Here is a 25,134-nt window from a genome sequence, read left to right as displayed (position 1 = left end):
AAGCGGCTCCGGCGCAGCCCCGTCGGAGTTCCCAAACGGGCTCTGACCCCACCGGCCGCCGCGCGAGGCGGAACGACCGTGGCCGCGCGCCGCGGAGGAGGTTTTTTTGCGCCGGCACGGAACGCAAACTGTGGCCCGGCCGCAACGGTGGCGCGCAATCCGAAACGGAAGCGTCCTTCGCCCCTCCAGCGCCACCGAATGGACCACCACCCCCCATGAAATTGCCCTGCGTGTCTGCTTGAACACGTTTCGGGGGCACCCCGACGCCGGCCTGCGAGGCCGACCCGGGAGCGTACGGAGGGGATGATGAGGCGTGTCGTCGCCGCTCTGGTCAGCGGCGCTCTGCTCGCCGCGGCGACGGCGCTGACGCCGTCGCCGACCTGGGCCGAGCCGCGAGCGGCCCAGCAGGCGAGCCTGCCGCCGGCCGAGGCCGGCGTGCGTGCGAGCGACGTCGCGGCGTTCGAGACGTCGACCGACGTGCTGCGATGGATCTCGACCTACCGGTCGCGGCGCGACCCGGATCGCGTCGCCGCGGCCTACCGGACGGCGAGCCGCACCGGCGCGCTGAAGGAGCCGAGCACCGCCGGCATCTATGTCGGCTTTCTCGCCGGGCTGATCGGGGCGGCGCCGGGCGACGCCGACCGGCTGATCGACGCGGTGCTGCCGATCGGGCCGTCCGACCGCTGGGTGGTGGTGCGGGCGATCGCCTATTCCGGCCATCCCGAATGGAAGCGCCTGCTGGCGTCGCTCGCGCCGCGCATTCCGCAATACGGCGCGATGATCGAGGGCTACGTCACCGGCTCGTCGCCGACGCTCTCGCAGCTGGCGATGCCGCGCAAGCTGCCGTTCTGGGAGCGCTGGCGCGACGCCCTGTTCCGCACCGACGACGATGCCGCGCTCGCCCCCGGCCCGGCGGTGATCGACACGCTGTGGGGCGTCTATTTCGCCACCGGCGAGGCCGACCCGATCGAGCGGATCGTCGCGCTGCTGCCGTGGTCGAACGACCACGACGACCTCGAGCGGCTGATCATCGGCAGCATGGCGAAGTTCACCCTGGCCGCCAACGCCGCCCGCGATCCGGCGCTGCACGCGCTGCTCGAGGCGCAGCTCTCGGCGCACAAGTCGGCCGAGATCACCACGATCCTGCACGAGGTGGTGGCCGCGGCCGACGAGAACGACGTCGACCGGGTGCGGCAGAACGCGCTGACGGCGATCGACACGCTCCAGCGCAAGGACGCGCAGGCGGCGACCGAGCCGGGCCCGGCCGCGACCGTGTGGAGCCGGATCGGCGACGGCATGATGTCGCTCGGCTGCCTCGCCGCCACCGCGGTCGGGCAGGCGGCGTTCGGCGCGCGCTGCCTGGTCGACGGCACCGGCCACACCGCGCTCGGCTATCGCGAGCGGCGGGAGTGACGATGAGGCGAGGTGCGACGCTCCGGGCCGGTCACGGCGCGCGATACCGTCGGGCGAGCGCGACGAGGGAGTGTCGGAAGGAGACCGGATCGGGGCCGCGAGATCACACGCGGCCGGTGGACGGCGAGCCGGGCCTCACGCCGCCCGGGCGGGATCGACGGCGTCGATCGCGCGGTAGGTGGTGCGGACGATCTCGGTGCCGCACTGCTCGCAGGCGTAGACGGTGTCCTGGAAATTCGGCTCTGCCTGGGTCGAGGAGGTCGAGCGGAACGCCATGCGCATGGCGCAACGCGGGCAAGGAATGATCAGGGACGGCAACGAACTCGAGGCAATGGAAAGGTGTCGCATACGAACTCCCCAGTATGTTCGTGCTGCGGACATTCGCAGTTTTCCTAATCCACTCGCATCGGCCAGACGAGTCAATAGAACTTTGTGCTCTGCACAATATTCCTGCCATGCATGAACGCAGGCCTCACTCCTTGGCTTGTATGCAATTTCAACCTCGCGGCTGAACCGATGATCAACCATCGGCGGTCCGGGTCGCCCGGCGAATCGGCCGGATTCTTCACATGAAACGCGCTCCGGCTTTGCATGCGGGTGTTGTCGGAAGCGTGCCGGCGGAGCCCGGCGCCTATGTGCTCGGGCTTCTCCTCGCCCGCCCGGTGGCGCTGAGGGTCGGCGGCGCGGCCTGCACCCTGCCCGCCGGACGGTATCTCTATTGCGGGTCTGCGCGCGGGCCCGGCGGGCTGAGGGCGCGGGTGACCCGACATCTCGCCCGCCGAAAACGGATTCACTGGCACGTCGACCGGCTCACCACGCGCGGCCGGGTGGTCGCGGTGTGGATCGCGCCGGGCGGCGACGAGTGCGCGCTGGTGCGAGACCTCGCCGGACTGCCGGTGCCGCTGCCGGGCTTCGGCAGCAGCGACTGCCGGCGCTGCGCGAGCCACCTTCTCGGCTGGCCGGACGACTGCTCGGATCCCGGAGTGCGCTTCCCGGCGTCGGTGTTCCGCCTGTTCGCGTGAGACACGCCGCAGCCGCCGGGAACCCGCGAAACACGGGGTGGACGGAAAAAAACTCGCGGCCGGGGTGTCGCCACCCCGGCCGCCGTCCCGGCGAGCCTCTCGCTCGCGACCGCCGTCCAGGCCCGACGGGTCCGCCCGAGAGCGAGCAGCCGCCGGGAGTTCATGCCGTGCCGATCACGCGGTGCCGCTCGGCCGGCCATAGGGCAGCATGCGGGCGATCGCGCCGTCCTTGAGCACCATCTGGTGGACGATGGCGGCGAGCGCATGGACGCCGGCGAGCACGATGATCGCCCAGGCGGCAAATTCGTGCATCTCGCCCAGCCGCTCGCCGAGCGCGCGGTCGGCCTCGATCATCGGCGGCAGCGAGAACAGGCCGAACACGTCGACGGCGCGGCCGTGCGCCCACGACATGAAGATGCCGATCACCGGCACCGCGACCAGCGCCGCATAGAGCGCCATGTGCATGGCGCGCGCCGCCATCTGGGTCAGCGCCGCGCCGGGAATCGAGTCGGGCTGCGGATTGAGCAGCCGCCAGGCGAGGCGGATCACCGTCAGCAGCAGCACGACGACGCCGACCGACTTGTGCAGGCCGACCAGCGCGATCTTGTCGGGGCCGCGCGGCATCTCCTCCATGATCAGGCCGCTCATGAACACGCCGACCACGGCGGCGAGGGTGAGCCAGTGAACGAGCTGAATGAGCGGATCGTAGCGGAGTTTGGTCATGAACAGGGCTTCCCGTTGATCGAAGGATCGTGCCGGGAGAATGGCTGCCCTGCCCTGACGCCGCTCTGACCGGGCTCGTCAGCTTCTCGTCAGCGGCCGTTCGGCGAGGCCCGTGCGGTCCGTCGAAACCGTCCGCTCGGCCAGAACCGTGCGCTCGGCGCGCGGGAGGCGCAGCACCGCCGTCATCCGGCCGGGATCGGTCGGCCCGAGCGAGAGGAGGCCGTCCCACGCCTCGGCGATGTCGCTGGCGATCGCGAGGCCCAGTCCGGTGCCGGGGCCGGTGTCGAGCCGGCCGCCACGCTGCAGCGCCATCGCCACCATCTGCGGCGGAATGCCCGGGCCGTCGTCGACCACCCGCACCACCACCTCGCCGGTCTCGATCGCGGCGGTCACCACGATCCGCTCGCGGGCATGGCGGGCGGCGTTCTCGAGCAGGTTGCCGAGGATTTCCGCGAGATCGTCGGGGGCGATGCGGGCCTTGGCGGCGGGGTCGACCGAGACCTCCCATTCGAGCGGATCGGCGGCCGGCGTGCGGCCGACCACCCGGACCACCCGCTCGACCACCTCGCCGACCGGCGCCACCGCGTCGGCCGAGACGACCCGCCGGGCGCGGGCGAGCTCGCGCTCGACGTGGCGGCGCATCGTCTCGCCGATCACCGCGAGATCCTCGGCGATCGCCCGCTCGCCCTTCTCCTTCAGGCGCTCGACGTCGCCCGCCAAGACCTGCAGCGGCGTCTTGAAGCCGTGCGCGAGGTCGCCGGCCCGCGCGCGCGCCGCCTGCACCTGGCGGTCGCGGGCGTCGAGCAACGCGTCGACCTCGCCGGCGAGCGGCTGCACCTCGTCGGGAAACGCCTGGCCGAGCCGCTCGGCGGTGCCGGCGCGGATCGCGGCGAGCCGCGCCTGGACGGCGGCGAGCGGGGCGAGGCCGACCCGCACCTGGACGGCGGAGGCGACCACCAGCAAGAGCCCGACCATCGCGACGAACGGCATCAAGTCGCTGGTGAAGTCGCGGGTGGCGTTGCGCAGGTCGGCGACGTCGCGCGCCACCACGAGCCGCAGCGCGGTGCCGCCGAGCCGCGCCGGCAGCGTCACCCGCCGCTCCACCGCGATCAGGCTGGTGCCGCCCGGCCCGGCGATCCGGTGATGGTGCAGCGAGCCCTCGAACAGCTCGTCGCGCGGCAGCGGCAGCTCGGTGTCCCACAGCGAGCGCGAGCGGTCGACCAGGGTGCTCGCGGCCCCCGCGACCGGCTCGGTCGTCACCTGCCAATAGAGCCCGGACAGCGGCTTCTCGAACCGCGGGTCGTCCGGCGGGTCGACTACCGAGAGCGCCCCATCCTGGGTCCGGTCGATCCCGGACACCAGCCGGTCGAGCACCACCGTGAGGTCGTCGCCCATGCGGCGCTCGACATGGCGCTCGAACAGCAGCGACAGGCCGAAGGCCGCGAGCGCCAGCGCCACCAGGATCGACACCACCCCGGCGAGAAACAGGCGGACCCGCAGCGAGCCGCCGATCACGGCGGCGGGTCCGGGCGGACGGCGGCGCCGTCGGGCGCGGCGGCGTCGGGCGGATCGGGGACGAGATAGCCGAAGCCGCGCCGCGTCTCGATCGTGCCGGCGCCGAGCTTTCGCCGCAGCCGCGTCACCAGCGCTTCCAGGGCGTTGGCGTCGCGGGCGTCGTCGGTGCCGTAGAGCTGATCGATCAGCTCGTGGGCCGGCACCACCCGCCCCTTGTGGAGCGCGAGATAGGCGACCAGCCGGTATTCCAGGGGCGACAGCGCGACCGGCACACCGGCGAGCGCCACCCGCATGTCGCGCGGATCGACGGTCAGCGCCCCGGCCTCGATCACCGCGGTGCCGAGGCCGGCCGAGCGGCGGATCAGCGCGCGGGCGCGCGCCGCCAGCTCCTCCATGCGAAACGGCTTCGGCAGATAGTCGTCGGCGCCGGCGTCGATCCCCTCGACCCGCTCGGCCCAGGTGCCGCGCGCGGTGAGGATCAGCACCGGCATCTGGCGCCGGTTGCGCCGCCAGCGCTTGAGCACCGCGAGGCCGTCGAGCTTGGGCAGGCCGAGATCGAGCACCACCAGGGCGTAATCCTCGGTGTCGCCCTTGAACCACGCCTCCTCGCCGTCGGCGACGACGTCGACCACGCCGCCGGCCGCCGTCAGCGCCGCCGCGATGTCGCGGGCGATGCGAGGCTCGTCCTCGACCACCAGGATGCGCATCAGAGCTCGTCTCCGTGCGACTTCTTTCCGTCCTCGATCGGGCGGCCGGTCATCGCGTCGACCACCACCTCGATCAGACGGCCGTCCGGCCGCAACAGCTTTATCTCATAGACGACGCGCCCCTTGCAGTGCTCCAGCTCGACGTCGATGGCCTGGCCGCCGAGCTCCTTCTCGACGCCCGGCAGGATCTGCGACAGCGGTTTTGCCCGCCCTTCCGCCAGGGCGCGCAGCGCGCAGTCGTGGTCGTCGCGGTGGCGCCGTCTTCGGCCGCGGCCGCGCGCCCAGGGCGGCGGGCCGCCCCCCGGCGGGCCGTCGTCGGACGGGCCGTTCCACTCGGCGCGGGCGCCGGACAGGGCGGCGAGCGACAGGAGGCCGGAGAGAATCCAGGTTCGACGATCGAGGACTGCCATCCGGCCATTGTGCCGGCACCCCGCTGACGTCACGCTGACGTTTCGCAAACGTCCGGCCGACGTGCCGCCGATCCCGGGTCGCGGTGCGGCGGGCGTTCGGTCGAGCGCGCATCCGTCCGGCCCGGCTCCCGTCGCCGATCCCGGTCACACGCCGTCGACCATGTTCGAGGTATCGGGGAACGGTTCCGCACGTCTCCCCGTTGTAGCGGGAGACGAGACGTCCGAAGGAGATTTTTTCATGCAAGCGTTTCCCGATCCGGCCGGCGTGCCGGCGTCGCTCACCCGACAAGGTCTCGCCGCCCGCTGGTGGGTGGTGCTGGTGCGCGGTCTCGTCGCCATCGTGTTCGGCGTGGTGGCGTTCACCTGGCCGGGCCTGACGATCCTGACGCTCGTGCTGTTCTACGGCGCCTTCGTGCTGGCCGACGGCGTGCTGGCGATCGCCGCCGCGATCTCCGGCCGCGGGCCGAGCCAGGCGCGCTGGTGGCTGGTGCTGTCCGGCGCGCTCGGCATCCTGCTCGGGCTGGTCGCCTTCGTCTTCCCGGCCGCGGTGGCGCTGGTGCTGCTGTTCCTGATCGCCGCTTGGTCGATCGTCACCGGTGTTATGGAGGTGGTCGCCGCGATCCAGCTGCGCAAGGAGATCGAGCACGAGTGGCTGCTGATCGTCTCCGGCGTGCTGTCGGTGCTGTTCGGCCTGGTGCTGATGGCACTGCCGGTCGCCGGCGCGCTGGCGATCGTCTGGCTGATCGCCGCCTATGCGATCGTCTCCGGCATCGTCTACGTCACCTGGGCGCTGCGCCTGCGCTCCATGCGCGACCGCGACCACGGCACGCCGCAGGCGGCGTGACGGGCCGGCCACCGAAACGAGACCGCCGGTCCGGGGCAGTGCGCCCCGGACCGAGAGCCGTTCACTTCGAGGCGTAGGGCGAGATCGCGCGGGCGAGAAAGCCGCCGTCGCCCGGCGCGCCGAGGATCTTTCCCTCCTCGCACACCGGCTTACCACGCAGGATCGTCATCACCGGCCAGCCGCGCACCTCGAGCCCTTCGTAGGGCGTGTAGTCGCAGGCGCCGTGCATCAGCTCCTGGCGGATGGTCTCTTTCTTGTTCGGGTCCCACAAGACGATGTCGGCGTCGAACCCGGCGGCGATCGAGCCCTTCTTCGGATAGAGCCCGTACATTTTTGCGTGGTTGGTCGAGGTGAGCGCGACGAACTCGTTCATGCCGATCCGGCCCTTGTCGACCCCGAGCCCCCACAACACCTGCATGCGCGTCTCGACGCCCGGAATGCCGTTCGGCACCCATTTGAAGGAGGTGCGCGCCTGCGGGTTGCGCTTCCCTTCGCTCGTGTCCATGAACGGGCAATGATCGGACGAGAAGGTCTTGAACACGCCCTGCTGCAGCCCTTGCCAGATCGCCTCCTGGCTCTCGTGATCACGCGGCGGCGGCGAGCAGACATACTTGCCGCCGCTGTCGTCCATGTTGAGGCCCTTCATGTCGTCGGCGGTGAGCGCGACATATTGCGGGCAGGTCTCGGCATAGACCTTCATGCCGCGGTTCTGCGCCCAGCGGATCTGCTCCATCGCCTCACGGCCCGAGACGTGGACGATCATCAGCGGCACGTCGATCAGCTCGGCGTGGCTGATCGCCCGGTGCGCCGCCTCGCGCTCGACGATCTCGGGCCGCGACACGCCGTGATAATAGGGCGCCGTCTTGCCGGCCTGCTCCAGCCGCTCGGTCATGAATTTTATCGCGTCGTAGCCTTCGGCGTGGACCATCACCAGTGCCCGGCATTTGCGCGCGCACTCGAAGACCTCCAACAGCTCGCGGTCGTTCAACACCATGTCGGCATAGGTCATGAACACCTTGAACGAGGTGTAGCCGTCGCCGACCAGCGCCGGCAGCTCCTGGCCGAGCACGCTCGGGGTCGGGTCCGTGATGATCAGATGAAAGCCGTAATCGGCGAACGCCTGCCCCTCGGCCTTTTTATGATAGTCCTGCACGACGGCCCGCAGGCTCTCGCCGCGCGGCTGCATGGCGAACGGGATCACCGTGGTGGTGCCGCCGGCGATCGCCCCGCGCGTGCCGGTGAGGAAGCCGTCGGCCATCTGCGCGCCGGACGAGGGCTGGGCGAGATGGACGTGGCTGTCGATGCCGCCCGGCATCACCAAAAGCCCCGAGGCGTCGATCTCGCGCGCGGCGCCCTCCACCCGGTCCGCGACCGCGACGATGCGTCCGCCGGAGATGCCGACATCGGCGCGAAAGGTGTCGCTCGCGGTCACCACCGTGCCGCCGCGGATGGACAGATCGTAGTCGGACATTTTCTCGAGGCTCCCGAAGGCGCAGAAGGACGATCGAGCCGTAGTCCAAACCGGAAAACAGCGCAACGGTGGGGTCTACCGGCGCGCGCGTCGATCACTTATGATTCGCCTCGGAGGACCCATGACCAGAGACTTCATTCGGTTCGTCCGCCGCGGACGGGTGGTCGAGCTGCGCGATTTTTCGGCACGCACGACCCTGCTCGACTGGCTGCGGCTCGACGAGCGCTCGACCGGCACCAAGGAGGCGTGCGCCGAAGGCGATTGCGGCGCCTGCACGGTGGTGCTGGCGCGCCGCCGCGACGACACCATGGCCTACGAGCCGGTGAACGCCTGCATCACGCTGCTCGGCCAGATCGACGGCGCCGAGCTGATCACGGTGGAGGATCTGGCGGCGCCCGACGGCACGCTGCACCCGGTGCAGGCGGCGCTCGTCGAGCGGCACGGCTCGCAATGCGGCTTCTGCACGCCAGGCATCGTGATGAGCCTCTTTGCCCACTACCACCGCGTGTCGGCCCCGCCGACCCGCGCCGAGATCGACGACGTGCTGGCCGGCAATCTGTGCCGCTGCACCGGATACCGCCCGATCGTCGACGCCGCGATCGCCGCCTGCAACGACCGTAACGACCGTTTCACGGCGGACGAGCCGGCACGCCTCGCGCGCCTCGAGGCGATCGCCGACGACGAGGACATTCTGGTCGGCGACGACGGTGCGTTCTTCGCAGCCCCCGCCCGCGAGGACACGCTGGCGGCGCTGCTCGACGCCCATCCCGACGCGACCATCGTCGCCGGGGCGACCGATGTCGGCCTGTGGATCACCAAGAAGCTGATGCCACTGTCGAAGATCGTGCATGTCGGCCGGGTGGTCGGGCTCGACATGATCGAGGAGTCGGAAACGACGCTCACCTTCGGTGCCGCGGTGCCGCTCGCACGCGCCGCAGAAGACCTCGGCGCGCTCGATCCGGACATCGCGGAAATCCTGCGGCGGTTCGGCTCGGTTCAGGTGCGCACCGCCGGCACGGTCGGCGGCAGCATCGCCAACGCCTCGCCGATCGGCGATCTCGCGCCTATCCTGCTCGCGCTCGGCGGCACCATCGCGATGCGCAAGGGCATGGCGGTGCGCACGCTGCCGATCGAGGAGTTCTTCATCGATTACGGCAAGCAGGACCGCGCGGCGGGCGAGTATGTGCGTCACCTCACCATCCAGAAGCCGGGGGAGACGACGCTGGTGCGCGCCTTCAAGATCACCAAGCGGATGGACGAGGATATCTCCACCGTGATGATGGCGATGGCGATCACTCTGGATGGCGACGTGATCACTTCCGCCCGCATCGCGTTCGGCGGCATGGCCGGCATTCCGAAGCGGGCGACGCAGGTGGAAGCCGCGCTGGCCGGCGCCCGGCTCGCCGATCCCGCGACGTGGCGCACGGCAGCAAGCAGGCTCGGCGACGATTTTACGCCGTTGACCGATCAGCGCGGCAGCGCCGCTTATCGCCTCACGGTGGCCGGTAATCTGATCGTCAAGGGCTTGGCCGAGATGGCCGGGACCCCCACCACGAGAACGCGGGTAAAACCGCGCGCGGAGGTTTTTCATGCCGCGCCTTGATATGCCGGAATCCTGCGTGCCAGAACCGCCGCTGCGGCACGTGAGACAGCCGCTGCCGCACGACAGCGCGCGCCTGCACGTGCAAGGCGCGGCCCCCTATATCGACGACCTGCCGGAGCCGCGCGGCACGCTGCACCTCGCGGTCGGCCGCGCAGCCGTCGCGCGCGGCACGATCGTAACCCTCGACCTGAGTGCGGTGAAGGCGTTTCCCGGCGTCGTCGCGGTGATCACTGCAGCCGACATTCCGGGCGCGAACGACATCGCCCCGACGCTCGCCGACGAGCCGATGCTCGCCGAGACGCACGTGATCTATCACGGCCAGCCGGTGTTCGCGGTGGCGGCCGAAACCCGCGACGCCGCACGCCGCGCGGCGCGCCTCGCAACGATCGAGATCGACGCCGAGCCGGCCGCGATCACCATCGACCAGGGTCTTGCCCGCGGCGAGCGCGTGCTGCCGGATTATGCCTTCGTAGAAGGCGACCCTGGCGCCGTCATCGCCGCATCTTCTGATCAGATGACCGGCACGATGCATATCGGCGGTCAGGAGCACTTTTATCTCGAGGGCCAGATCGCGCTGGCGAGCCCCGGCGAGAGCGGCGCCATGCTGGTGCACGCCTCGACCCAGCATCCGAGCGAGGTGCAGGAGATCGTCGCGCGCGTGCTCGGCGTACCGGAGGCGTTCGTCACCTGCGAGATCCGCCGCATGGGCGGCGCGTTCGGCGGCAAGGAGACGCAGGGCAGCCAATGGGCGGCGATCGCCGCCGTCGCGGCGCGCCTCACCGGTCGCCCGTGCAAGCTGCGGCTCGACCGCGACGACGACATGGCGCTCACCGGCAAGCGTCACGACTTTCGCGCCGACTGGTCGGTCGGTTTCGACGCCGACGGGCGCATCACCGCGCTCGATCTGATGCTGGCGGCGCGCTGCGGCTGCTCGGCCGACTGCTCGGCCGGCGTCGTCGACCGTGCGATGTTTCATGCCGACAACACGTACTTTCTCCCGGCCTTCCGCATCGACACGCGGCGGGTGCGAACCGACACCGTGTCCAACACCGCGTTCCGCGGCTTTGGCGGCCCGCAAGGGATGCTGGCGATCGAGCGGGTGATCGATGCGATCGCCCGCAGGCTCGGACGTGATCCGCTCGACGTGCGCAAGGCGAACTTCTATTCCGAAGGCCGCCACGTCACGCCCTACGGACAGACGGTGGAGGATTTCTCCACCGGCCTCGCGCTGATCGAGGAGCTGGAACGAACCTCCGACTATCGCGCGCGCCGCGCCGCAATCACGTCGTTCAACGAAACGTCGCCGATCCTGAAGCGTGGCCTCGCGCTGACGCCCGTGAAATTCGGCATCTCCTTCACGCTGACGCCGCTCAATCAGGCGGGCGCGCTCGTTCACGTCTATCGCGACGGCTCGGTGCATCTCAATCACGGCGGCACCGAGATGGGCCAGGGCCTGTTTCAGAAGGTGGCACAAGTCGCCGCGGAAGAGTTCGGCATCGCGCTCGAGCGCGTGCGCATCACCCCGACCTCGACCGACAAGGTGCCCAACACCGCGCCCACCGCCGCCTCCTCCGGCAGCGACCTCAACGGCATGGCGGTGCAGATCGCGTCCCGCACGATCAAGGCGCGAATGGCGGCCGTGGCCGCGGAAACGTTCGGCGTGCCGGTGGAGGACGTCGTGTTTCGTGACGATCACGTCGTTGCCGGCAACCGCCGCCTCGAATTCGGCGAGCTCGCCAAGAAGGCCCACGCCGCGCGCGTCTCGCTCTCCTCGACCGGCTTCTACAAGACGCCCGACTTGCATTGGGATCGTGCGCGCGGAAAGGGGCGGCCGTTCTTCTATTATGCCTGGGGCGCAGCGTGCAGCGAGGTGACGATCGACGTCACCACGGGCGAGACGAAGGTGCTGCGCGTGGACATCCTTCACGACGTCGGGCGCTCGCTCAATCCGGCGCTCGATATCGGCCAGATCGAGGGCGGCTTCGTGCAGGGCATGGGTTGGCTCACGACCGAGGAGCTGGTCTACGACGCCGCCGGCCGTTTGCTCACGCACGCGCCCTCGACCTACAAGATTCCGGTTTCCTCCGACGTGCCGGCGGACTTTCGCGTCGCGCTGTTCGACGACGAGAACCGCGCGGACACGATCTACCGATCCAAGGCGGTCGGCGAGCCGCCGCTGATGCTGGCGATCTCGGTGTTCTCCGCGATCGCCGATGCGGTGGAGGCGGCGAGCCCCGGCCGCGGCGTGCTGCTCGACGCGCCGGCGACCCCCGAGGCGATCGTGACCGCGATCGGTCCGTTCGATGCGGCGACGGCTTTCGCGACACTCGTGTCGAATGCGACATCGCGAACGTGATCAGGATGGGTGTTTGGGCAAATATCCGCGACACGCTGGCGAGCCACGGCAGGGCCGCCCTCGTCAGCGTGGTGCGCACCGCGGGCTCGGCGCCGCGCGAGAGCGGCGCGCGCCTCGTGGTGCGTCCCGACGGCGGCTTTTACGGCACGGTCGGCGGCGGCAGGCTCGAGCTGGAGGTGCTCGCGGCCGCCCAGGCGGCACTCGCGACGGACGCGACGTCCACGGGCGTGAAGTCGGCGGGTGCGCGAGCCGGCCTGCGGACCTGGACGCTCGGGCCGGATCTGTCACAGTGCTGCGGCGGTATCGTCACGACGCTGATGGAGATTTTCGACCGACGTGATCAGGAGGCCGTCGCGGCGCTGGCCAAGGCCGAGGCGGCCGGCCCCTTCACCACGGTGAGCCGGCTCGGTGCCGACGGGCGCGTGGCGCGCACGCTGGCGTTCGACCCGATCGATGCGCCGCCGCCGGGCCGGAAGCCGGAACCCGACGCACCGTTCGTGGAGAATTTCGGCGAAGCCTTCACGCCCGTTCTGGTGTTCGGGGCGGGCCATGTCGGGCGTGCTCTGATCCTGGCGCTCGCTCCACTGCCCTTTGCGGTGCGCTGGATCGACACTCGCGCCGACCAGTTTCCCTCGCACGTGCCGGCGAACGTGGTGCCGGTGCATGCGACCGAACCCGAGCGCGAGATAGACGAAGCGCCGAGCGGGGCCTTCGTGCTGGTGCTCACTTATGCGCACGCGCTCGACTATTCGATTGCGGCGCGTGCGCTCGCGCGGAACGTGTTTCCTTATGTCGGCATGATCGGCTCGTCCACCAAGCGCGCCCGTTTCGAGAGCCATGCGCAAAAGCTCGGGATTCCACACGACGTGATCACGAGCCTCGTCTGCCCGATCGGCATTCCCGATATTTTTGGCAAGACGCCGCCGGTGATCGCCGCCGCCGTTGCCGCCCAGCTGCTGATCAGGCGCGAGCAGATGCCGACGTAATTCTCGGCCGGCACCGCCGGTCACGACAGCCCGCCTCTCTCCACCACGAATTTCTCCACCGTGTCGACGCCCTCGCCCGTTTTCAGATTGGTGAACACGAACGGCCGCGAACCGCGCATCCGCCTCGCGTCGCGCTCCATGTTGGCGAGCGACGCACCGACCAGCGGCGCGAGATCGATCTTGTTGATCACCAGAAGGTCGGACCTCGTAATGCCCGGTCCGCCCTTGGACGGGATCTTCTCGCCCGCCGCCACGTCGATCACATAGATCGTCAGATCCGCGAGTTCCGGAGAGAAGGTCGCCGCGAGATTGTCGCCGCCGGATTCGATCAGCACCAGATCGAGGGCGGGAAATTTCTTCCGCATGTCTGCGATCGCCGCGAGGTTCATCGAGGCATCCTCGCGGATCGCCGTATGCGGGCAGCCACCGGTCTCCACGCCGGCGATCCGCTCGGGTACGAGGGCTCCAGTACGGACCAGATACTCGGCGTCCCATTTCGTGTAGATGTCGTTGGTGATCGCCGCGATGTCGTATTTTTCGCGCAAACGCTTGCACAAAACATCCATCAACGCGGTCTTGCCGGAGCCGACCGGCCCACCGATGCCGACCCGCAAGGGCCCGTTCGCGCTCGCCATGAGCTTTCTCCTGTTCTCGTCGAGTGCGATCGTGATCACGATCGAAACAGCCTCGTATATTGTGTCTCGTGCCGCATGCTCGCGAGGTCGGCGCGAAACGCCGCGCTGCCGATATCGTCTCGCGGCGTCACCATCACGCGCGCGGCGCAGGCGATGGTCGCCGGCTCGAGCGCAGCCGTCACTTTCAGGCCGTCGGTCTGGCCGAGCGGCACCAGCCGCACCCCGGCCGAAATCGCGTTGGCGACCAGCGCATGCACGAACAGATGAAGCGCGGGGCGGAGCGGGATGCCGTGGCCGGCGGCGGCGACGCCGACCGCAACAGGATACGCGAGCGGCCGCGACCATACTTCTGGAAGGCGATGCAGCGCTCCGCACGGCCATGCAGCGGAAACCGCCGTGACGAACGCGTCGCCCTGGGCCGTCGTCTCCTCGTAGCGCTCACGCGAAGGCGCCAAAGCCGATGCGAGCTCGGCGACATCGTGAAGATCTGCATCGTCGGCGGTCATGACGGCGCGGTACGCGTGCACGAGCAGTGCCGCATCACAACCGAAGCCGCCGACCGAAAGCGACACGGCGAGCCAGCGACGGAGGCTTTCGGCATCGGTCACGTCGCCGGCCTCGACCGCCCATTCGAGCCCGCCCGACCAAGCAAACGACCCGACCGGAAAGGTAGGCGACAGCCACGTCGCGAGCCGCATCAGCGCCGTTGGCGGCAGGGGTTCGTCGCCGGGCGCGGTCTCACCGCTCGTGAGCATGATGGTGGTGGTCGTGCGAATGGCCGTCGTCGACGTGGGACGGTGCATGCCGGTCCGGCTCGTCCGCATGATCGGCATGACCGTAGGCGCCCGACTCCGGGTCGAACGGCGCCTCGATCGGTGTCACTGCCGCACCGAGCTTTTGCAGCATCTCCTCCAGCACGTGATCACGACGGATGCGCAACGAGCTTACCGCAACCTGCACCGGCGTGTGGCGGTTGCCGAGATGCCAGGCGAGGCGTGTCAACTCGGTCGGAGAAACGGCTGTGATCTCGACCAGAGCCTCGGGTTTTGCCGCGACCAGCACGACGCCGCCGTCCTCCAGCACCAGCCCGTCGCCGTGGCGCAGCGCGACCGCCTCCGGCAGATCGAGCAGAAATTCGGTGCCGCCCTCTCCAATCATGACGATGCGCCGCCGATGCCGCTCGTCGGCATCGAGCACCACCCGGTCGACGATGCTCGGCTCGACCATCGTCTCGCGCTGGATGATTTTCGTCGCGCACAACATCGACATGTCCCCATCACTCCCGCAGCGACGCGAAGGGTGGGCACCCGTCGCGCCCGCGCTCGAGCGCAACGCTCAGAACAGAAAATATCGCTGCGCCATCGGCAGAACCTCGGCGGGCGGGCAGGTCAACAGCTCGCCGTCCGCGCGTACCTCGTAGGTCTCGGGATCGACCTCGATTTTCGGCATCGCATCGTTGAGCGGCAGATCTTTCTTTCCGATGCTGCGCGTGTTCTCCACCGCGACCAGCTCCTTTGTCACGCCGAGTTTCTCACGAAGGTTCGCCGCAACCGCGGCCTTGGAGACGAACACCAGCGAGGAGGCGGTCAGCGCGCGGCCGAAAGCGCCGAACATCTGTCGGTAATGCACCGGCTGCGGCGTCGGAATCGAGGCGTTGGGATCGCCCATCGGCGCCGCGACGATCGACCCGCCCTTGATCACGAGGTCCGGCTTCACTCCGAAAAACGCCGGCGACCACAGCACCAGATCGGCGAGCTTTCCGGGCTCCACCGAGCCGATGTGCTTTGAGACGCCGTGCGTGATCGCCGGATTGATCGTGTACTTGGCGATGTAACGTCGCGCCCGCAGATTGTCGTTGTCGCCGGTCTCGTCGGGTAGACGGCCACGCTGCTTCTTCATCTTGTCGGCGGTCTGCCAGGTGCGAATGATCACTTCGCCGATCCGGCCCATCGCCTGCGAATCCGAAGACATCATCGAGAGCGCGCCGAGATCGTGCAGGATGTCCTCCGCCGCGATGGTCTCTTTCCTGATGCGGCTTTCGGCGAAAGCCAAGTCCTCCGCGATCGACGGGTCGAGGTGGTGGCACACCAACAGCATGTCGAGATGCTCGTCGATGGTGTTCTTGGTGAACGGCCGGGTCGGGTTGGTCGACGAGGGCAGCACGTTCGGCAGCCCCGCGACCTTGATGATGTCGGGTGCGTGGCCGCCACCCGCACCTTCGGTGTGAAAGGCGTGAATGGTGCGGCCTTTGAAGGCAGCGATGGTGTCCTCGACGAAACCGGACTCGTTGAGCGTATCGGTGTGAATCATCACCTGCACGTCGTGATCGTCGGCGACCGACAGGCAGCAGTCGATCGCTGCCGGCGTTGTGCCCCAGTCCTCGTGCAGCTTTAGAGCACACGCGCCGCCTTCGATCTGCTCGACCAGCGCGGCGGGCAGCGACGCATTGCCCTTGCCCGCAAAGCCGAGATTCATCGGGAAAGCGTCGGCCGCCTGGATCATCCGCGCGAGGTGCCACGGCCCGGGCGTGCAGGTGGTGGCGTTGGTGCCCTCCGCCGGACCGGTGCCGCCGCCCAGCATCGAGGTGATGCCGGCCATCAAAGCTTCCTCCACCTGCTGCGGGCAGATGAAGTGGATGTGAGAATCGAAGCCGCCGGCGGTGAGGATCTTTCCCTCGCCCGCGATGATTTCCGTGCCGGGGCCGATCACGATCGTCACGTCCGGCTGCACGTCGGGATTGCCGGCCTTGCCCACCGCGACGATGCGGCCGTTCTTCAGGCCGACATCCGCCTTGACGATCCCCCAGTGGTCGAGGATCACCGCGTTGGTGATCACGGTGTCGACGGCGCCGTCGCGGTTCGTCACCTGGCTCTGGCCCATGCCGTCGCGGATCACCTTGCCGCCGCCGAACTTCACCTCCTCGCCATAGGTGGTGAAGTCCTTCTCGACCTCGATGATCAGATCGGTGTCGGCGAGCCGCACCTTGTCGCCGGTGGTGGGCCCGAACATGCCGGCATAGGCACGGCGGGAGATTCTTGCGGGCATAGCGGAACCTCGAACCAGAGTCTGCTCACATCGTTCGTTCGCACGTCGTCAGACGACGTGGAGAACGCCCGTACCTACAACGGCCCCATCACGCCCTGCCGAAAGCCGTGGACCGTGCGGGTGCCGGCGAGCGCGACCAGCGTGACGCTGCGCGACTGGCCGGGCTCGAAGCGCACCGCGGTGCCGGCAGCGATGTCGAGCCGGAAGCCGCGCGCCTTGTCGCGGTCGAAGGCGAGCGCCGGGTTGGTCTCGGCGAAATGATAGTGCGAGCCGACCTGGATCGGACGGTCTCCGGTGTTGGTCACCGTCAGCGTCACCGTCTCGCGGCCGGCATTGAGGGTGATGTCGCCGTCCTGGACGAACAGTTCACCGGGGATCATGGATTGCTCCTCGAAGACACGTCCTGGCCGCGCTCTCGGCGTCGGGCGATCCGGGTCACCGGATCGGCTCGTGCACGGTGACGAGTTTCGTGCCGTCCGGAAAGGTCGCCTCCACCTGGACGTCGTGGATCATCTCCGGGATGCCGTCCATCACCTGGTCGCGCGTCAGCACGCCGGCGCCGTCGGCCATCAGCTCGGCGACGCTTCTGCCGTCGCGTGCGCCTTCCAGGATGAAGTCGGTGATCAGCGCCACGGCTTCCGGATGGTTGAGCTTGACGCCGCGCTCGAGCCGCCGCCGCGCCACCTGCGCGGCCATGGCGATCAGGAGCTTGTCCTTTTCACGGGGAGTGAGATGCATGGCTCGTCGACTGCTCTGATGGCCGGCGCGCGGCCGACGTCTCGCAGTGGCATCATACAACAGGCGCCGCCCAGGACCAGCCCCCGTGTGCGGATGGGAGACGACGTCGTAGGGTGTGCAAAGGCGCGCCAGCGCCGTGCGCACGCGGACGAAACCACGACGACGTGCGCACGCTTCGCTTTGCGCACGCTACGTCGACGTCGCGACCATGATGGCCGTGCGCACGCTTCGCTTTGCGCACCCTACGGCTGCGGCTGCCCGCACGCTGCCACCCCGTCAGTTCACCCACAAAGGCGGCAGCGGCCCGGCGAGCGCGAAGCCGAGCGCGGTGGTGAGGTCCTCGCGAAGGCTCTCACCGTCGGGGGCACAAAAGCGCACCGCCGTCATGCCGTTCCAGGAGGAGGCGCCGACCTCGCCGTGCAAGCCCTCGCAGCGGCGCAGCGCGGCGACGAACGCCTCGTCGGCCGGCATCAAGAGGATGATCGCGATGGCGACGCCGTTGTTGGTCACCGCCGGCTCGCGCAGGGTTTCGGCGATCGCGCCGTCGAGCCGGATGGTCTCCGCATAGACCAGCCGGCCGGCGCGGCGCACCCGCCAGCGATCGGAGAACCAGCCCTCGTCGACCCGCTCCTTCATGCCGGAGCGGCCGAACACCACGGCCTCGGCGAGCAGCAGGCGGGAATCCTCGGCGAGATCGATGTCGATCGTGCGCGAGAGGCGCGAACGATCGAACAGAATCGTCTCGCGCGGCATCCAGGCGAGGCTCGCGCCCTGGCCGACGGTGAGATGCACCGCCATGGTCGCTTCCGCCTCGGGCGAGCGATAGACCTTCTCCGCCGACGCGGTGGTGACGCGCAGCGAGGCGCCCTCCTCCACCGCGATGTCGACCGCGGACTGGTCGCCGCCGGCGATGCCGCCCGAGGTGTTGACGATGACCGCCTCGAGGTCGTCCGGCCCGGCATCCGGAAACCGCACGCGCAGCGAGCCTTCCTCGAACACCTTGGTGCGGCGGCTCACGCCCTCGCGCATTCCGACCCGAAGAACGATGCGCCCGGCGGCCCGATTGGCGGCGAACGTCTCGCGCTCCGACCGCGTGTCCGTACCAGACAATGCGTCCGTCACTGATCCCCCAGCGGGTTCACAGCGCCAGCGCGCGGCGCAGCTCCCCCTCTTCCAGTTCCGCGCGGCTCGCCGCATAGACGACGCTACCGCGATCCATCACCGCGAAATGATCGCCGAGTTCGCGCGCGAAGTCGAGATACTGTTCCACTAGTATGATTGCGATCCCCCCCAGGCCGCGGAGGTAGGCGATGGCGCGGCCGATGTCCTTGATGATCGACGGCTGGATGCCCTCGGTCGGCTCGTCGAGCAGCAGGAGGCGCGGCCGCATGACGAGCGCACGGCCGATCGCGAGCTGCTGCTGCTGCCCGCCCGAGAGGTCGCCGCCGCGCCGGCGCAGCATGGTCTCGAGCACCGGGAAGAGCGAGAACACGTCCTCGGGGATGCTGCGCTCCTTGCGGGCGAGCGGGGCAAAGCCGGTCTCGAGATTCTCCTGCACGGTGAGCAGCGGAAAGATCTCGCGGCCCTGCGGCACGTATGCGATGCCGCGCCGGGCGCGGCGATCCGGCGAGAGGCCACGCAGGTCCTGTCCCTCCCACTCGATCGCACCTTTGGCGACGGCGTGCCGCCCGACGATCGCGCGCAAAAGGCTGGTCTTGCCCACGCCGTTGCGGCCGAGCACGCAGGTGACTTTTCCGGGTTCTGCCGAAAGGCTCACGCCGCGCAACGCCTGGGCCGCGCCGTAATGGAGGTCGATGTTTTTGACGGACAGCATGTGATGTCCTCGATCGGGCGAGTGGCGAATAGCGAATGGCGAATGGCGAATAGAGGAAGAGACGAGAGAGCAGGCGGGCAGTTCGATTGCAGAGGCTTGCGACGGATTTTCCCCGTCATCCCGAGGTGCTCGCGTCGCGAGCCTCGAAGGATGAACGACCACCGTCGCCCTTCGAGGCTCGGCCTGCGGCCGAGCACCTCAGGGTGACGGGTCGGAGATCTCGGCCGTCACTCTCACCACTCGCCATTCGCTATTCGCCATTCACCATTCGCTATCGTCCCAAATACACCTCGACCACCCGCTCGTTCTCGGAGACCTGATCGATCGAGCCCTCGGCGATCACGCTGCCCTCGTGCAGCACGGTGACTTTCACGCCGAGCGCGCGGACGAAGGTCATGTCGTGCTCGACGACGACCACGGTCTTGTCGCGGTTGATGATCTTCAACAACTCGGCGGTCTGCTCGGTCTCGGCGTCGGTCATGCCGGCGACCGGCTCGTCGACCAGCAGGAGCTTCAAATCCTGCGCGAGCAGCATGCCGATCTCGAGCCATTGTTTTTGGCCGTGCGACAGGTTGCCGGCGAGATTTTCACGGAGATCCCCGAGGCGGATGGTGGAGAGAACCGCGTCGATTCTCTCACGCTCCGCGCCGGTCTCGCGCCAGACGATCGCGCGGCTCGCCCGGCGGTCGCCGCGCAGCGCGAGGCGCAGATTGTCGAGCACCGTGTGGCTGTCGAACACCGTGGGCTTTTGAAACTTTCGCCCGATGCCGAGCACCGCGATCGCCGCCTCGTCGAGCCGTGTCAGATCGTGGGTGCCGTCGAACGTCACCTCGCCGCTGTCGGGCCGGGTTTTCCCGGTCACGACGTCCATCATGGTGGTCTTGCCGGCTCCGTTCGGACCGATGATCGCCCGCATCTCGCCGGGCGCGATGGTGAGCGACAGCTCGTTCAGCGCGCGAAAACCGTCGAACGCGACGCTGACGCCGTCGAGATAGAGAAGCGCAGGCGTCGTGCGGGCGTCCATGCGCGTCACTCCGCCGGCAGCGGCTCGACCGCTTTCCCGTCGTCGCCGCGCCGGGCCTTGCGGCGTGCGCGCCACTGCGCCCGCCAATGGGCGAGCGTGCCGACGATGCCGCGCGGCAGCAGCAGCGTCACGACGATGAAAAGCCCGCCGAGCAGAAAGAGCCAGTATGGCGCGAGCGGCCCGCTGGTGAAGGTGGTCTTTGCGTAGTTCACGAGAATCGCGCCGACGACCGCGCCGACCAGCGTGCCGCGCCCGCCGACCGCGACCCAGATCACCGCCTCGATGGAGTTCGCCGGCGAGAACTCGCTCGGATTGATGATGCCGACCTGCGGCACGTAGAGCGCGCCGGCGACGCCCGCCATGCAGGCGGACACGGTGAACACCACCACCTTGTAGGCCTCGACCCGGTAGCCGAGAAAGCGGGCGCGCGCCTCGGCGTCGCGGATCGCCACCAACACCATGCCGAACTTCGAGGCGACCAGCGCGCGGCAGATCAGATAACCCAGCGCCAGCGCGAGGCAGGAGGCGGCGAACAACGCTGCGCGCGTCTCGTCCGACTGCACGTTGAATCCCAGAATGTCCTTGAAGTCGGTGAGGCCGTTGTTGCCGCCGAAACCGAAATCGTTGCGGAAGAAGGCGAGCAGCAGCGCGTAGGTCATCGCCTGGGTGATGATGGAAAAGTAGACGCCGGTGACGCGGCTCCGGAAGGCGAACCAGCCGAACACCAGCGCGAGCAGGCCGGGCACGAGAAGCACCATCAGCATGGCATAAGGGAAGGATGAAAAACCCCACCAGGCGAGCGGCAGCTCCTTCCAGTTCAGGAAGACCATGAAGTCCGGCAGGATCGGGTCGGCATAGACGCCGCGCGAACCGATCTGGCGCATCAGATACATGCCCATCGCGTAGCCGCCGAGCGCGAAGAAGGCGCCGTGGCCGAGCGAGAGAATGCCGCAAAAGCCCCAGATCAGATCGATCGACAGCGCGAGCAGCGCGAAGGTGACGTACTTGCCGAACAGCGAGACGAGATAGGTCGGCACGTGCAGCGCGGCCGACTCCGGCGTCGTGAGATTGAGCACCGGGATCACGATCGCCACCGCCAGCACGAGGGCGAGGAAGGCGAGCGTGCCGCGATCGAGCGCACGGGTGGTCACGGCAACATCCTTCCATGCGCCCGCGAAAGGACCGGAGCAGAGCCCTGCAGCATCCGCCCCTCTCTCACGAGGGGAGAGCCATGAGATGCACACGAGAGCAGAATGCCGAGTGTTTCAGTGAGAGGAACGGAGGTCGACAAGCTCTCCGCCGTCATCGCCGGGCTTCGACCCGGCGATCCGTCAAACCGAAAACAAAGACACCTTCTGATTGCGATGGATGCGCGGGTCGAAGCCCGCGCATGACGGCTGCATGCATCCGAGACGACGCGTGCATGCCCGAGTGCGGGAGAGGGAACCGGAGGCCGTGGCTCGCTCTCGCCGAACCGATGTCCGCGCAGCGTGGACAGGAAAAGCGACACGGGTGTCCTCATGCCTCCACCGCCCTTCCCGCGAGCGCGAACAGGCCGCGCGGACGGCGCTGGATGAACAGGATCAGCAGCACCAAGATGAGGATCTTTCCCAGCACCGCACCGGCGAACGGCTCCAGAAACTTGTTGGCGATGCCGAGCGTGAAGGCGCCGACCAGCGTGCCCCACAGATTTCCCACGCCGCCGAACACCACAACCATGAAGGAGTCGATGATGTAGCCCTGGCCGAGATTGGGGCTCACATTGTCGATCTGCGACAGCGCCACCCCGGCAATGCCGGCGATGCCGGAGCCGAGCCCGAAAGTGAGCGCATCGATCCGCCCGGTACGGATGCCGACCGACGCCGCCATCGCCCGGTTCTGCGTCACCGCGCGCATCTCGAGGCCGAGTCGGGTGAAGCGCAGCATCAACAGGAGCGTCGCGAACACCGCGAGCGAGAAGCAGACGATCCACAATCGGTTGTAGGTGATGACGAGATGGCCGATCTCGAACGCGCCGCTCATCCAGGAGGGATTGCTCACCTCCTTGTTGGTCGGGCCGAAGGCCGTGCGCACCGCCTGCTGCAGCACCAGCGACAAGCCCCAGGTGGCGAGCAGCGTCTCCAGCGGCCGGCCATAGAGGAAGCGGATCACGCTGCGCTCGATCAAAATGCCGATCAGCGCGGTGACCAGGAAGGCGAGCGGCACCGCGATCGGCAGCGACCAGTCGAGCGACACCGGAAACGGTAGCGGCAGCGTGGTGCCGATGTCGGTGCCGGGGATCCACAGCGAGAATTTTTGCTGCCGGATCACCTCCTGCACGACGAAGGTGGTGTAGGCGCCGAGCATCACCATCTCGCCGTGCGCCATGTTGATCACGCCCATCACGCCGAAGGTGATGGCGAGGCCGATGGCGGCGAGCAGCAGCACCGAGCCGAGCGAAACGCCGTACCAGGTATTCTGGCCGGCCTCCCACAGCTTCAGGTCGCTGCGGATGGCGTCGGCCGCGGCATCCGCGGTGCGCTTCACGGTGTCGGGCGTGTCGTCGGGCAGCGAGGTCAGCAGCGCCAGCGCGCTCTGATCCCCGCGTGCGCGCAAGACGCCGATCGCGGCGAGGCGATCGAGATCCGGCGTGTCGCGGGCGTCCAGCAGAATGGCGGCGCGCGCCTCGGTCATCGCCTGCTTCACGCCGGGATCGGTCTCGGCGGCGAGCGCCGCCTCGAGCGCTTCGAGCGAGCCGGCGTCACGCGACTTGTAGACGGCCTCGGCGGCGGCGCGGCGGCGGGCCGGGTCGGCGGCGCGCAGCGTCAGCGTGCCGAGCGCGGCGGCGATCGCCCGGCGCAGGCGGTTGTTGATGCGGATGCGATCGAGATCGGCCGGCGACGACGTGATCACGTCGCCGGTCATGGCATCGCGCAGGGCGCCGTCGGCGCCTTCGACGACCAGCCGGGCGCCGGCGGGATCGTAGGACAGACGGCCGTCCAGCAGCGCGCGCAGCACCGGGGCCGCACGCTCGTCGGCGGAGGCGCCGAGCGCGTCGATCGCCTGCTCGGTCTGCTTGAAGGATTTGCCGGAAAGATTTGCCAGCGCGTCCTCGTAGGGGGCGGCGCCGACCGGCGGAGCGGCCAGCAGCACGCCCACGGCGAACGACAGGACGACGAGCCAGCGGATGATCGACATCAAACGGTTCCCGAGATATCGGGCCGGTCACGGCCTCCCGGACGGCGAGGAGACGGTGAAACGGGCGGTTCGAGACGTCGGTGAGAGGACCGCGAAGCCCCCTCACCCGACATCCGCGCGAGCGCGGACGTCGACCTCTCCCCGCGCGCGGGGAGAAGTGAATGCGGCGCCGGGCCGGCTCACCCGCCGCACTTCTCGGTCTTGGTGTTGTAGTTGCCGCATTTCATCTTCACCCAGTCGGCCTCGAGGTCCTTCGAGCCCTCGAGATAGTTCGACCAGGCGTCGCCGGGCACCAAACCCTCGGTCTGCCACACCACGTCGAACTGGCCGTCGTCGCGGATCTCGCCGATGAACACCGGCTTGGTGATGTGATGGTTCGGGAGCATCTCCGAGGTGCCGCCGGTGAGGTTCGGCGCGGTGGTGCCGGGCAGCGCGGCGATCACCTTGTCGGGATCGGTGGTGCCGGCCTTTTCGACCGCCTTCACCCACATGGCGAAGCCGATCACGTGGGCTTCCATCGGGTCGTTCGAGACGCGCTTCGGATTCTTGGTGAAGGCCTTCCACTTCTCGATGAACGCGGCGTTCTCGGGCGTGTCGATCGACTGAAAGTAGTTCCAGGCGGCGAGGTGACCGACCAAGGGCTTGGTGTCGATGCCGGCGAGCTCCTCCTCACCGACCGAGAAGGCGACCACCGGGATGTCGGTCGCCTTGACGCCCTGATTGGCGAGCTCCTTGTAGAACGGCACGTTGGCGTCGCCGTTGATGGTCGACACCACCGCCGTCTTCTTGCCGGCCGAGCCGAACTTCTTGATCTCGGCGACGCGGGTCTGCCAGTCGGCATGGCCGAACGGGGTGTAGTTGATCGAGATGTCGTCGGCCTTCACGCCCTTCGATTTCAGATAGGCCTCGAGGATCTTGTTGGTGGTGCGCGGATAGACGTAATCGGTGCCTTCCAGCACCCAGCGCTCGACGCCCTCCTCCTTCATCAGATAATCGACCGCCGGAATCGCCTGCTGGTTCGGCGCAGCACCCGTGTAGAACACGTTGCGCTCGCTCTCCTCGCCCTCGTATTGGACGGGATAGAACAGGATCGAGTTCAGCTCCTTGAACACCGGCAGCACGGATTTGCGCGACACCGAGGTCCAGCAGCCGAACACCACCGCCACCTTGTCCTTGGTGATCAGCTCGCGCGCTTTCTCGGCGAACAGCGGCCAGTTGGAGGCGGGATCGACCACCACCGCCTCGAGCTTCTTGCCGAGCAGGCCGCCCTTGGCGTTCTGCTCGTCGATCAGCATCAGCATCACGTCCTTCAGCGTGGTCTCGCTGATCGCCATGGTGCCGGACAGCGAATGCAGGACGCCGACCTTGATGGTGTCCTGCGCTTGCGCCTGGACCGGCAGCGCCGCCGCGCAAACGCTCATCGCGGCTCCCGCGAAGGCGGCGAGCATGCGGCCGAAAGGCCGTCTCCCCGTCCGAAGAGGTGCGTGCATCGTCACTCCCCTGTGATTCCTCGTGCCAGCGGCGGCCGAGCGGCCGTGGTTCCGAAATCGCAAGGAGCGTGCCAAGGCGGCGGGCGGCCGCCCTGCCCGGCAGGTCGCCTCCGTGCATCCCGTGCCGCCGGGAGAATACGG

The 25,134-nt window shown here is 68.6% G+C and carries 24 protein-coding genes; 6 read left to right on the top strand and 18 right to left on the bottom strand.

Annotation, left to right across the window (positions count from 1 at the left end; all coding sequences use genetic code 11):
- The first annotated feature begins 306 nt into the window (after positions 1-306).
- Positions 307-1,413 carry a hypothetical protein gene (locus tag A33M_RS01990; RefSeq protein ID WP_008382829.1) on the top strand — a complete coding sequence of 369 codons (1,107 nt, stop codon included), beginning with the start codon at positions 307-309 and terminating at the stop codon, positions 1,411-1,413.
- Positions 1,414-1,548: 135 nt separating this feature from the next.
- Here A33M_RS01990 and A33M_RS23625 read toward each other — a convergent pair whose 3' ends face one another.
- Positions 1,549-1,695 (bottom strand): hypothetical protein, encoded by a 147-nt coding sequence (locus A33M_RS23625; protein ID WP_008382827.1) that lies wholly within the window; start codon positions 1,693-1,695, stop codon positions 1,549-1,551.
- 287 nt (positions 1,696-1,982) lie between these two features.
- On the opposite strand from A33M_RS23625, the gene A33M_RS01985 reads away from it, so the two are divergent.
- On the top strand, positions 1,983-2,435 hold the full coding sequence (locus A33M_RS01985; protein ID WP_008382825.1) for a GIY-YIG nuclease family protein: 453 nt from the start codon (positions 1,983-1,985) through the stop codon (positions 2,433-2,435).
- Positions 2,436-2,609: 174 nt separating this feature from the next.
- Here the strand turns inward: A33M_RS01985 and A33M_RS01980 are convergent, their stop codons facing one another.
- The 4 genes from A33M_RS01980 to A33M_RS22035 form a co-directional block, all read right to left on the bottom strand.
- On the bottom strand, positions 2,610-3,158 hold the full coding sequence (locus tag A33M_RS01980; RefSeq protein ID WP_008382822.1) for a cytochrome b: 549 nt from the start codon (positions 3,156-3,158) through the stop codon (positions 2,610-2,612).
- A gap of 78 nt (positions 3,159-3,236) precedes the next feature.
- A complete protein-coding gene (locus A33M_RS01975; RefSeq protein WP_008382820.1) occupies positions 3,237-4,673 on the bottom strand; it encodes a sensor histidine kinase in 1,437 nt (478 codons plus the stop codon).
- Positions 4,670-5,380, bottom strand: a complete 711-nt coding sequence (locus A33M_RS01970) for a response regulator transcription factor (protein WP_008382818.1) — start codon at positions 5,378-5,380, stop codon at positions 4,670-4,672. Before A33M_RS01970 ends, A33M_RS01975 begins: the two co-directional genes overlap by 4 nt.
- Positions 5,380-5,790 carry a PepSY domain-containing protein gene (locus A33M_RS22035; protein WP_008382815.1) on the bottom strand — a complete coding sequence of 137 codons (411 nt, stop codon included), beginning with the start codon at positions 5,788-5,790 and terminating at the stop codon, positions 5,380-5,382. The genes A33M_RS01970 and A33M_RS22035 overlap by 1 nt, the downstream gene beginning before the upstream one ends.
- Before the next feature lie 238 nt (positions 5,791-6,028).
- Here A33M_RS22035 and A33M_RS01960 point away from each other — a divergent pair, with 238 nt between their 5' ends.
- Positions 6,029-6,634, top strand: coding sequence for an HdeD family acid-resistance protein (locus A33M_RS01960; RefSeq protein WP_008382813.1), 606 nt, complete (start codon positions 6,029-6,031; stop codon positions 6,632-6,634).
- 61 nt (positions 6,635-6,695) lie between these two features.
- Here the strand turns inward: A33M_RS01960 and hydA are convergent, their stop codons facing one another.
- On the bottom strand, positions 6,696-8,105 hold the full coding sequence (gene hydA / locus A33M_RS01955; protein ID WP_040618866.1) for a dihydropyrimidinase: 1,410 nt from the start codon (positions 8,103-8,105) through the stop codon (positions 6,696-6,698).
- A gap of 121 nt (positions 8,106-8,226) precedes the next feature.
- Here hydA and xdhA point away from each other — a divergent pair, with 121 nt between their 5' ends.
- From xdhA to xdhC, 3 genes are read left to right on the top strand one after another with little or no spacing between them, the layout of a single operon-like run.
- Complete coding sequence (gene xdhA, locus A33M_RS01950) at positions 8,227-9,708, top strand: xanthine dehydrogenase small subunit (RefSeq protein ID WP_008382809.1); 1,482 nt, start codon at positions 8,227-8,229, stop codon at positions 9,706-9,708.
- Positions 9,695-12,064, top strand: coding sequence for a xanthine dehydrogenase molybdopterin binding subunit (gene xdhB / locus A33M_RS01945; protein WP_083850254.1), 2,370 nt, complete (start codon positions 9,695-9,697; stop codon positions 12,062-12,064). The genes xdhA and xdhB overlap by 14 nt, the downstream gene beginning before the upstream one ends.
- Positions 12,065-12,069: 5 nt before the next feature.
- A complete protein-coding gene (gene xdhC, locus A33M_RS01940; RefSeq protein WP_008382806.1) occupies positions 12,070-13,050 on the top strand; it encodes a xanthine dehydrogenase accessory protein XdhC in 981 nt (326 codons plus the stop codon).
- A 20-nt stretch (positions 13,051-13,070) separates the two neighbouring features.
- Here the strand turns inward: xdhC and ureG are convergent, their stop codons facing one another.
- The 12 genes from ureG to urtA all read right to left on the bottom strand — a co-directional run bounded on the left by ureG (position 13,071) and on the right by urtA (position 24,924).
- Entirely contained in the window at positions 13,071-13,685 is a 615-nt protein-coding gene (ureG, locus tag A33M_RS01935; RefSeq protein WP_040618930.1) for an urease accessory protein UreG, read from the bottom strand.
- A 35-nt stretch (positions 13,686-13,720) separates the two neighbouring features.
- Positions 13,721-14,518, bottom strand: a complete 798-nt coding sequence (locus tag A33M_RS01930) for an urease accessory protein UreF (RefSeq protein ID WP_237718249.1) — start codon at positions 14,516-14,518, stop codon at positions 13,721-13,723.
- Positions 14,424-14,954 (bottom strand): urease accessory protein UreE, encoded by a 531-nt coding sequence (locus tag A33M_RS01925; protein WP_008382800.1) that lies wholly within the window; start codon positions 14,952-14,954, stop codon positions 14,424-14,426. Before A33M_RS01925 ends, A33M_RS01930 begins: the two co-directional genes overlap by 95 nt.
- A gap of 66 nt (positions 14,955-15,020) precedes the next feature.
- Positions 15,021-16,730: an urease subunit alpha gene (ureC, locus tag A33M_RS01920; protein ID WP_008382797.1), complete on the bottom strand. Its 1,710-nt coding sequence runs from the start codon at positions 16,728-16,730 to the stop codon at positions 15,021-15,023.
- 74 nt (positions 16,731-16,804) lie between these two features.
- Positions 16,805-17,110, bottom strand: coding sequence for an urease subunit beta (locus A33M_RS01915; protein ID WP_008382796.1), 306 nt, complete (start codon positions 17,108-17,110; stop codon positions 16,805-16,807).
- 55 nt (positions 17,111-17,165) lie between these two features.
- A complete protein-coding gene (locus A33M_RS01910; RefSeq protein ID WP_008382795.1) occupies positions 17,166-17,468 on the bottom strand; it encodes an urease subunit gamma in 303 nt (100 codons plus the stop codon).
- A gap of 276 nt (positions 17,469-17,744) precedes the next feature.
- A complete protein-coding gene (locus tag A33M_RS01905; protein ID WP_202801759.1) occupies positions 17,745-18,485 on the bottom strand; it encodes an urease accessory protein UreD in 741 nt (246 codons plus the stop codon).
- 121 nt (positions 18,486-18,606) lie between these two features.
- A complete protein-coding gene (gene urtE / locus A33M_RS01900) occupies positions 18,607-19,302 on the bottom strand; it encodes an urea ABC transporter ATP-binding subunit UrtE (RefSeq protein ID WP_008382793.1) in 696 nt (231 codons plus the stop codon).
- A 271-nt stretch (positions 19,303-19,573) separates the two neighbouring features.
- On the bottom strand, positions 19,574-20,326 hold the full coding sequence (urtD, locus tag A33M_RS01895) for an urea ABC transporter ATP-binding protein UrtD (protein ID WP_008382792.1): 753 nt from the start codon (positions 20,324-20,326) through the stop codon (positions 19,574-19,576).
- A gap of 5 nt (positions 20,327-20,331) precedes the next feature.
- Positions 20,332-21,477: an urea ABC transporter permease subunit UrtC gene (gene urtC, locus A33M_RS01890; RefSeq protein WP_008382791.1), complete on the bottom strand. Its 1,146-nt coding sequence runs from the start codon at positions 21,475-21,477 to the stop codon at positions 20,332-20,334.
- Between the two features lie 367 nt (positions 21,478-21,844).
- Positions 21,845-23,503: an urea ABC transporter permease subunit UrtB gene (gene urtB, locus A33M_RS01885; RefSeq protein ID WP_008382790.1), complete on the bottom strand. Its 1,659-nt coding sequence runs from the start codon at positions 23,501-23,503 to the stop codon at positions 21,845-21,847.
- A 179-nt stretch (positions 23,504-23,682) separates the two neighbouring features.
- Positions 23,683-24,924 carry an urea ABC transporter substrate-binding protein gene (gene urtA / locus A33M_RS01880; RefSeq protein ID WP_237718248.1) on the bottom strand — a complete coding sequence of 414 codons (1,242 nt, stop codon included), beginning with the start codon at positions 24,922-24,924 and terminating at the stop codon, positions 23,683-23,685.
- Positions 24,925-25,134: the final 210 nt, after the last annotated feature.

It is taken from the genome of Rhodovulum sp. PH10 (assembly GCF_000293785.1).
GTDB lineage: Bacteria > Pseudomonadota > Alphaproteobacteria > Rhizobiales > Xanthobacteraceae > Rhodoplanes.
The sequence above is the reverse complement of the archived record's forward strand: the minus strand, read 5'-3'. Positions and strand labels throughout refer to the sequence as shown.

Excerpts from the sequence above, each read along its gene's own strand:
- A33M_RS01925 (WP_008382800.1), bottom strand. The coding sequence starts at position 14,954 with ATGTCGATGTTGTGCGCGACGAAAATCATCCAGCGCGAGACGATGGTC.
- A33M_RS01915 (WP_008382796.1), bottom strand. The coding sequence starts at position 17,110 with ATGATCCCCGGTGAACTGTTCGTCCAGGACGGCGACATCACCCTCAAT.
- xdhA (WP_008382809.1), top strand. The coding sequence starts at position 8,227 with ATGACCAGAGACTTCATTCGGTTCGTCCGCCGCGGACGGGTGGTCGAG.
- A33M_RS01980 (WP_008382822.1), bottom strand. The coding sequence starts at position 3,158 with ATGACCAAACTCCGCTACGATCCGCTCATTCAGCTCGTTCACTGGCTC.
- A33M_RS01970 (WP_008382818.1), bottom strand. The coding sequence starts at position 5,380 with ATGCGCATCCTGGTGGTCGAGGACGAGCCTCGCATCGCCCGCGACATC.
- A33M_RS01930 (WP_237718249.1), bottom strand. The coding sequence starts at position 14,518 with ATGCCGATCATGCGGACGAGCCGGACCGGCATGCACCGTCCCACGTCG.
- ureG (WP_040618930.1), bottom strand. The coding sequence starts at position 13,685 with ATGGCGAGCGCGAACGGGCCCTTGCGGGTCGGCATCGGTGGGCCGGTC.
- A33M_RS01960 (WP_008382813.1), top strand. The coding sequence starts at position 6,029 with ATGCAAGCGTTTCCCGATCCGGCCGGCGTGCCGGCGTCGCTCACCCGA.
- urtA (WP_237718248.1), bottom strand. The coding sequence starts at position 24,924 with ATGAGCGTTTGCGCGGCGGCGCTGCCGGTCCAGGCGCAAGCGCAGGAC.
- A33M_RS01990 (WP_008382829.1), top strand. The coding sequence starts at position 307 with ATGAGGCGTGTCGTCGCCGCTCTGGTCAGCGGCGCTCTGCTCGCCGCG.
- A33M_RS01985 (WP_008382825.1), top strand. The coding sequence starts at position 1,983 with ATGAAACGCGCTCCGGCTTTGCATGCGGGTGTTGTCGGAAGCGTGCCG.
- hydA (WP_040618866.1), bottom strand. The coding sequence starts at position 8,105 with ATGTCCGACTACGATCTGTCCATCCGCGGCGGCACGGTGGTGACCGCG.
- xdhC (WP_008382806.1), top strand. The coding sequence starts at position 12,070 with ATGGGTGTTTGGGCAAATATCCGCGACACGCTGGCGAGCCACGGCAGG.
- ureC (WP_008382797.1), bottom strand. The coding sequence starts at position 16,730 with ATGCCCGCAAGAATCTCCCGCCGTGCCTATGCCGGCATGTTCGGGCCC.
- xdhB (WP_083850254.1), top strand. The coding sequence starts at position 9,695 with ATGCCGCGCCTTGATATGCCGGAATCCTGCGTGCCAGAACCGCCGCTG.
- A33M_RS23625 (WP_008382827.1), bottom strand. The coding sequence starts at position 1,695 with ATGCGCATGGCGTTCCGCTCGACCTCCTCGACCCAGGCAGAGCCGAAT.
- A33M_RS22035 (WP_008382815.1), bottom strand. The coding sequence starts at position 5,790 with ATGGCAGTCCTCGATCGTCGAACCTGGATTCTCTCCGGCCTCCTGTCG.
- urtB (WP_008382790.1), bottom strand. The coding sequence starts at position 23,503 with ATGTCGATCATCCGCTGGCTCGTCGTCCTGTCGTTCGCCGTGGGCGTG.
- urtE (WP_008382793.1), bottom strand. The coding sequence starts at position 19,302 with ATGCTGTCCGTCAAAAACATCGACCTCCATTACGGCGCGGCCCAGGCG.
- A33M_RS01910 (WP_008382795.1), bottom strand. The coding sequence starts at position 17,468 with ATGCATCTCACTCCCCGTGAAAAGGACAAGCTCCTGATCGCCATGGCC.
- urtD (WP_008382792.1), bottom strand. The coding sequence starts at position 20,326 with ATGGACGCCCGCACGACGCCTGCGCTTCTCTATCTCGACGGCGTCAGC.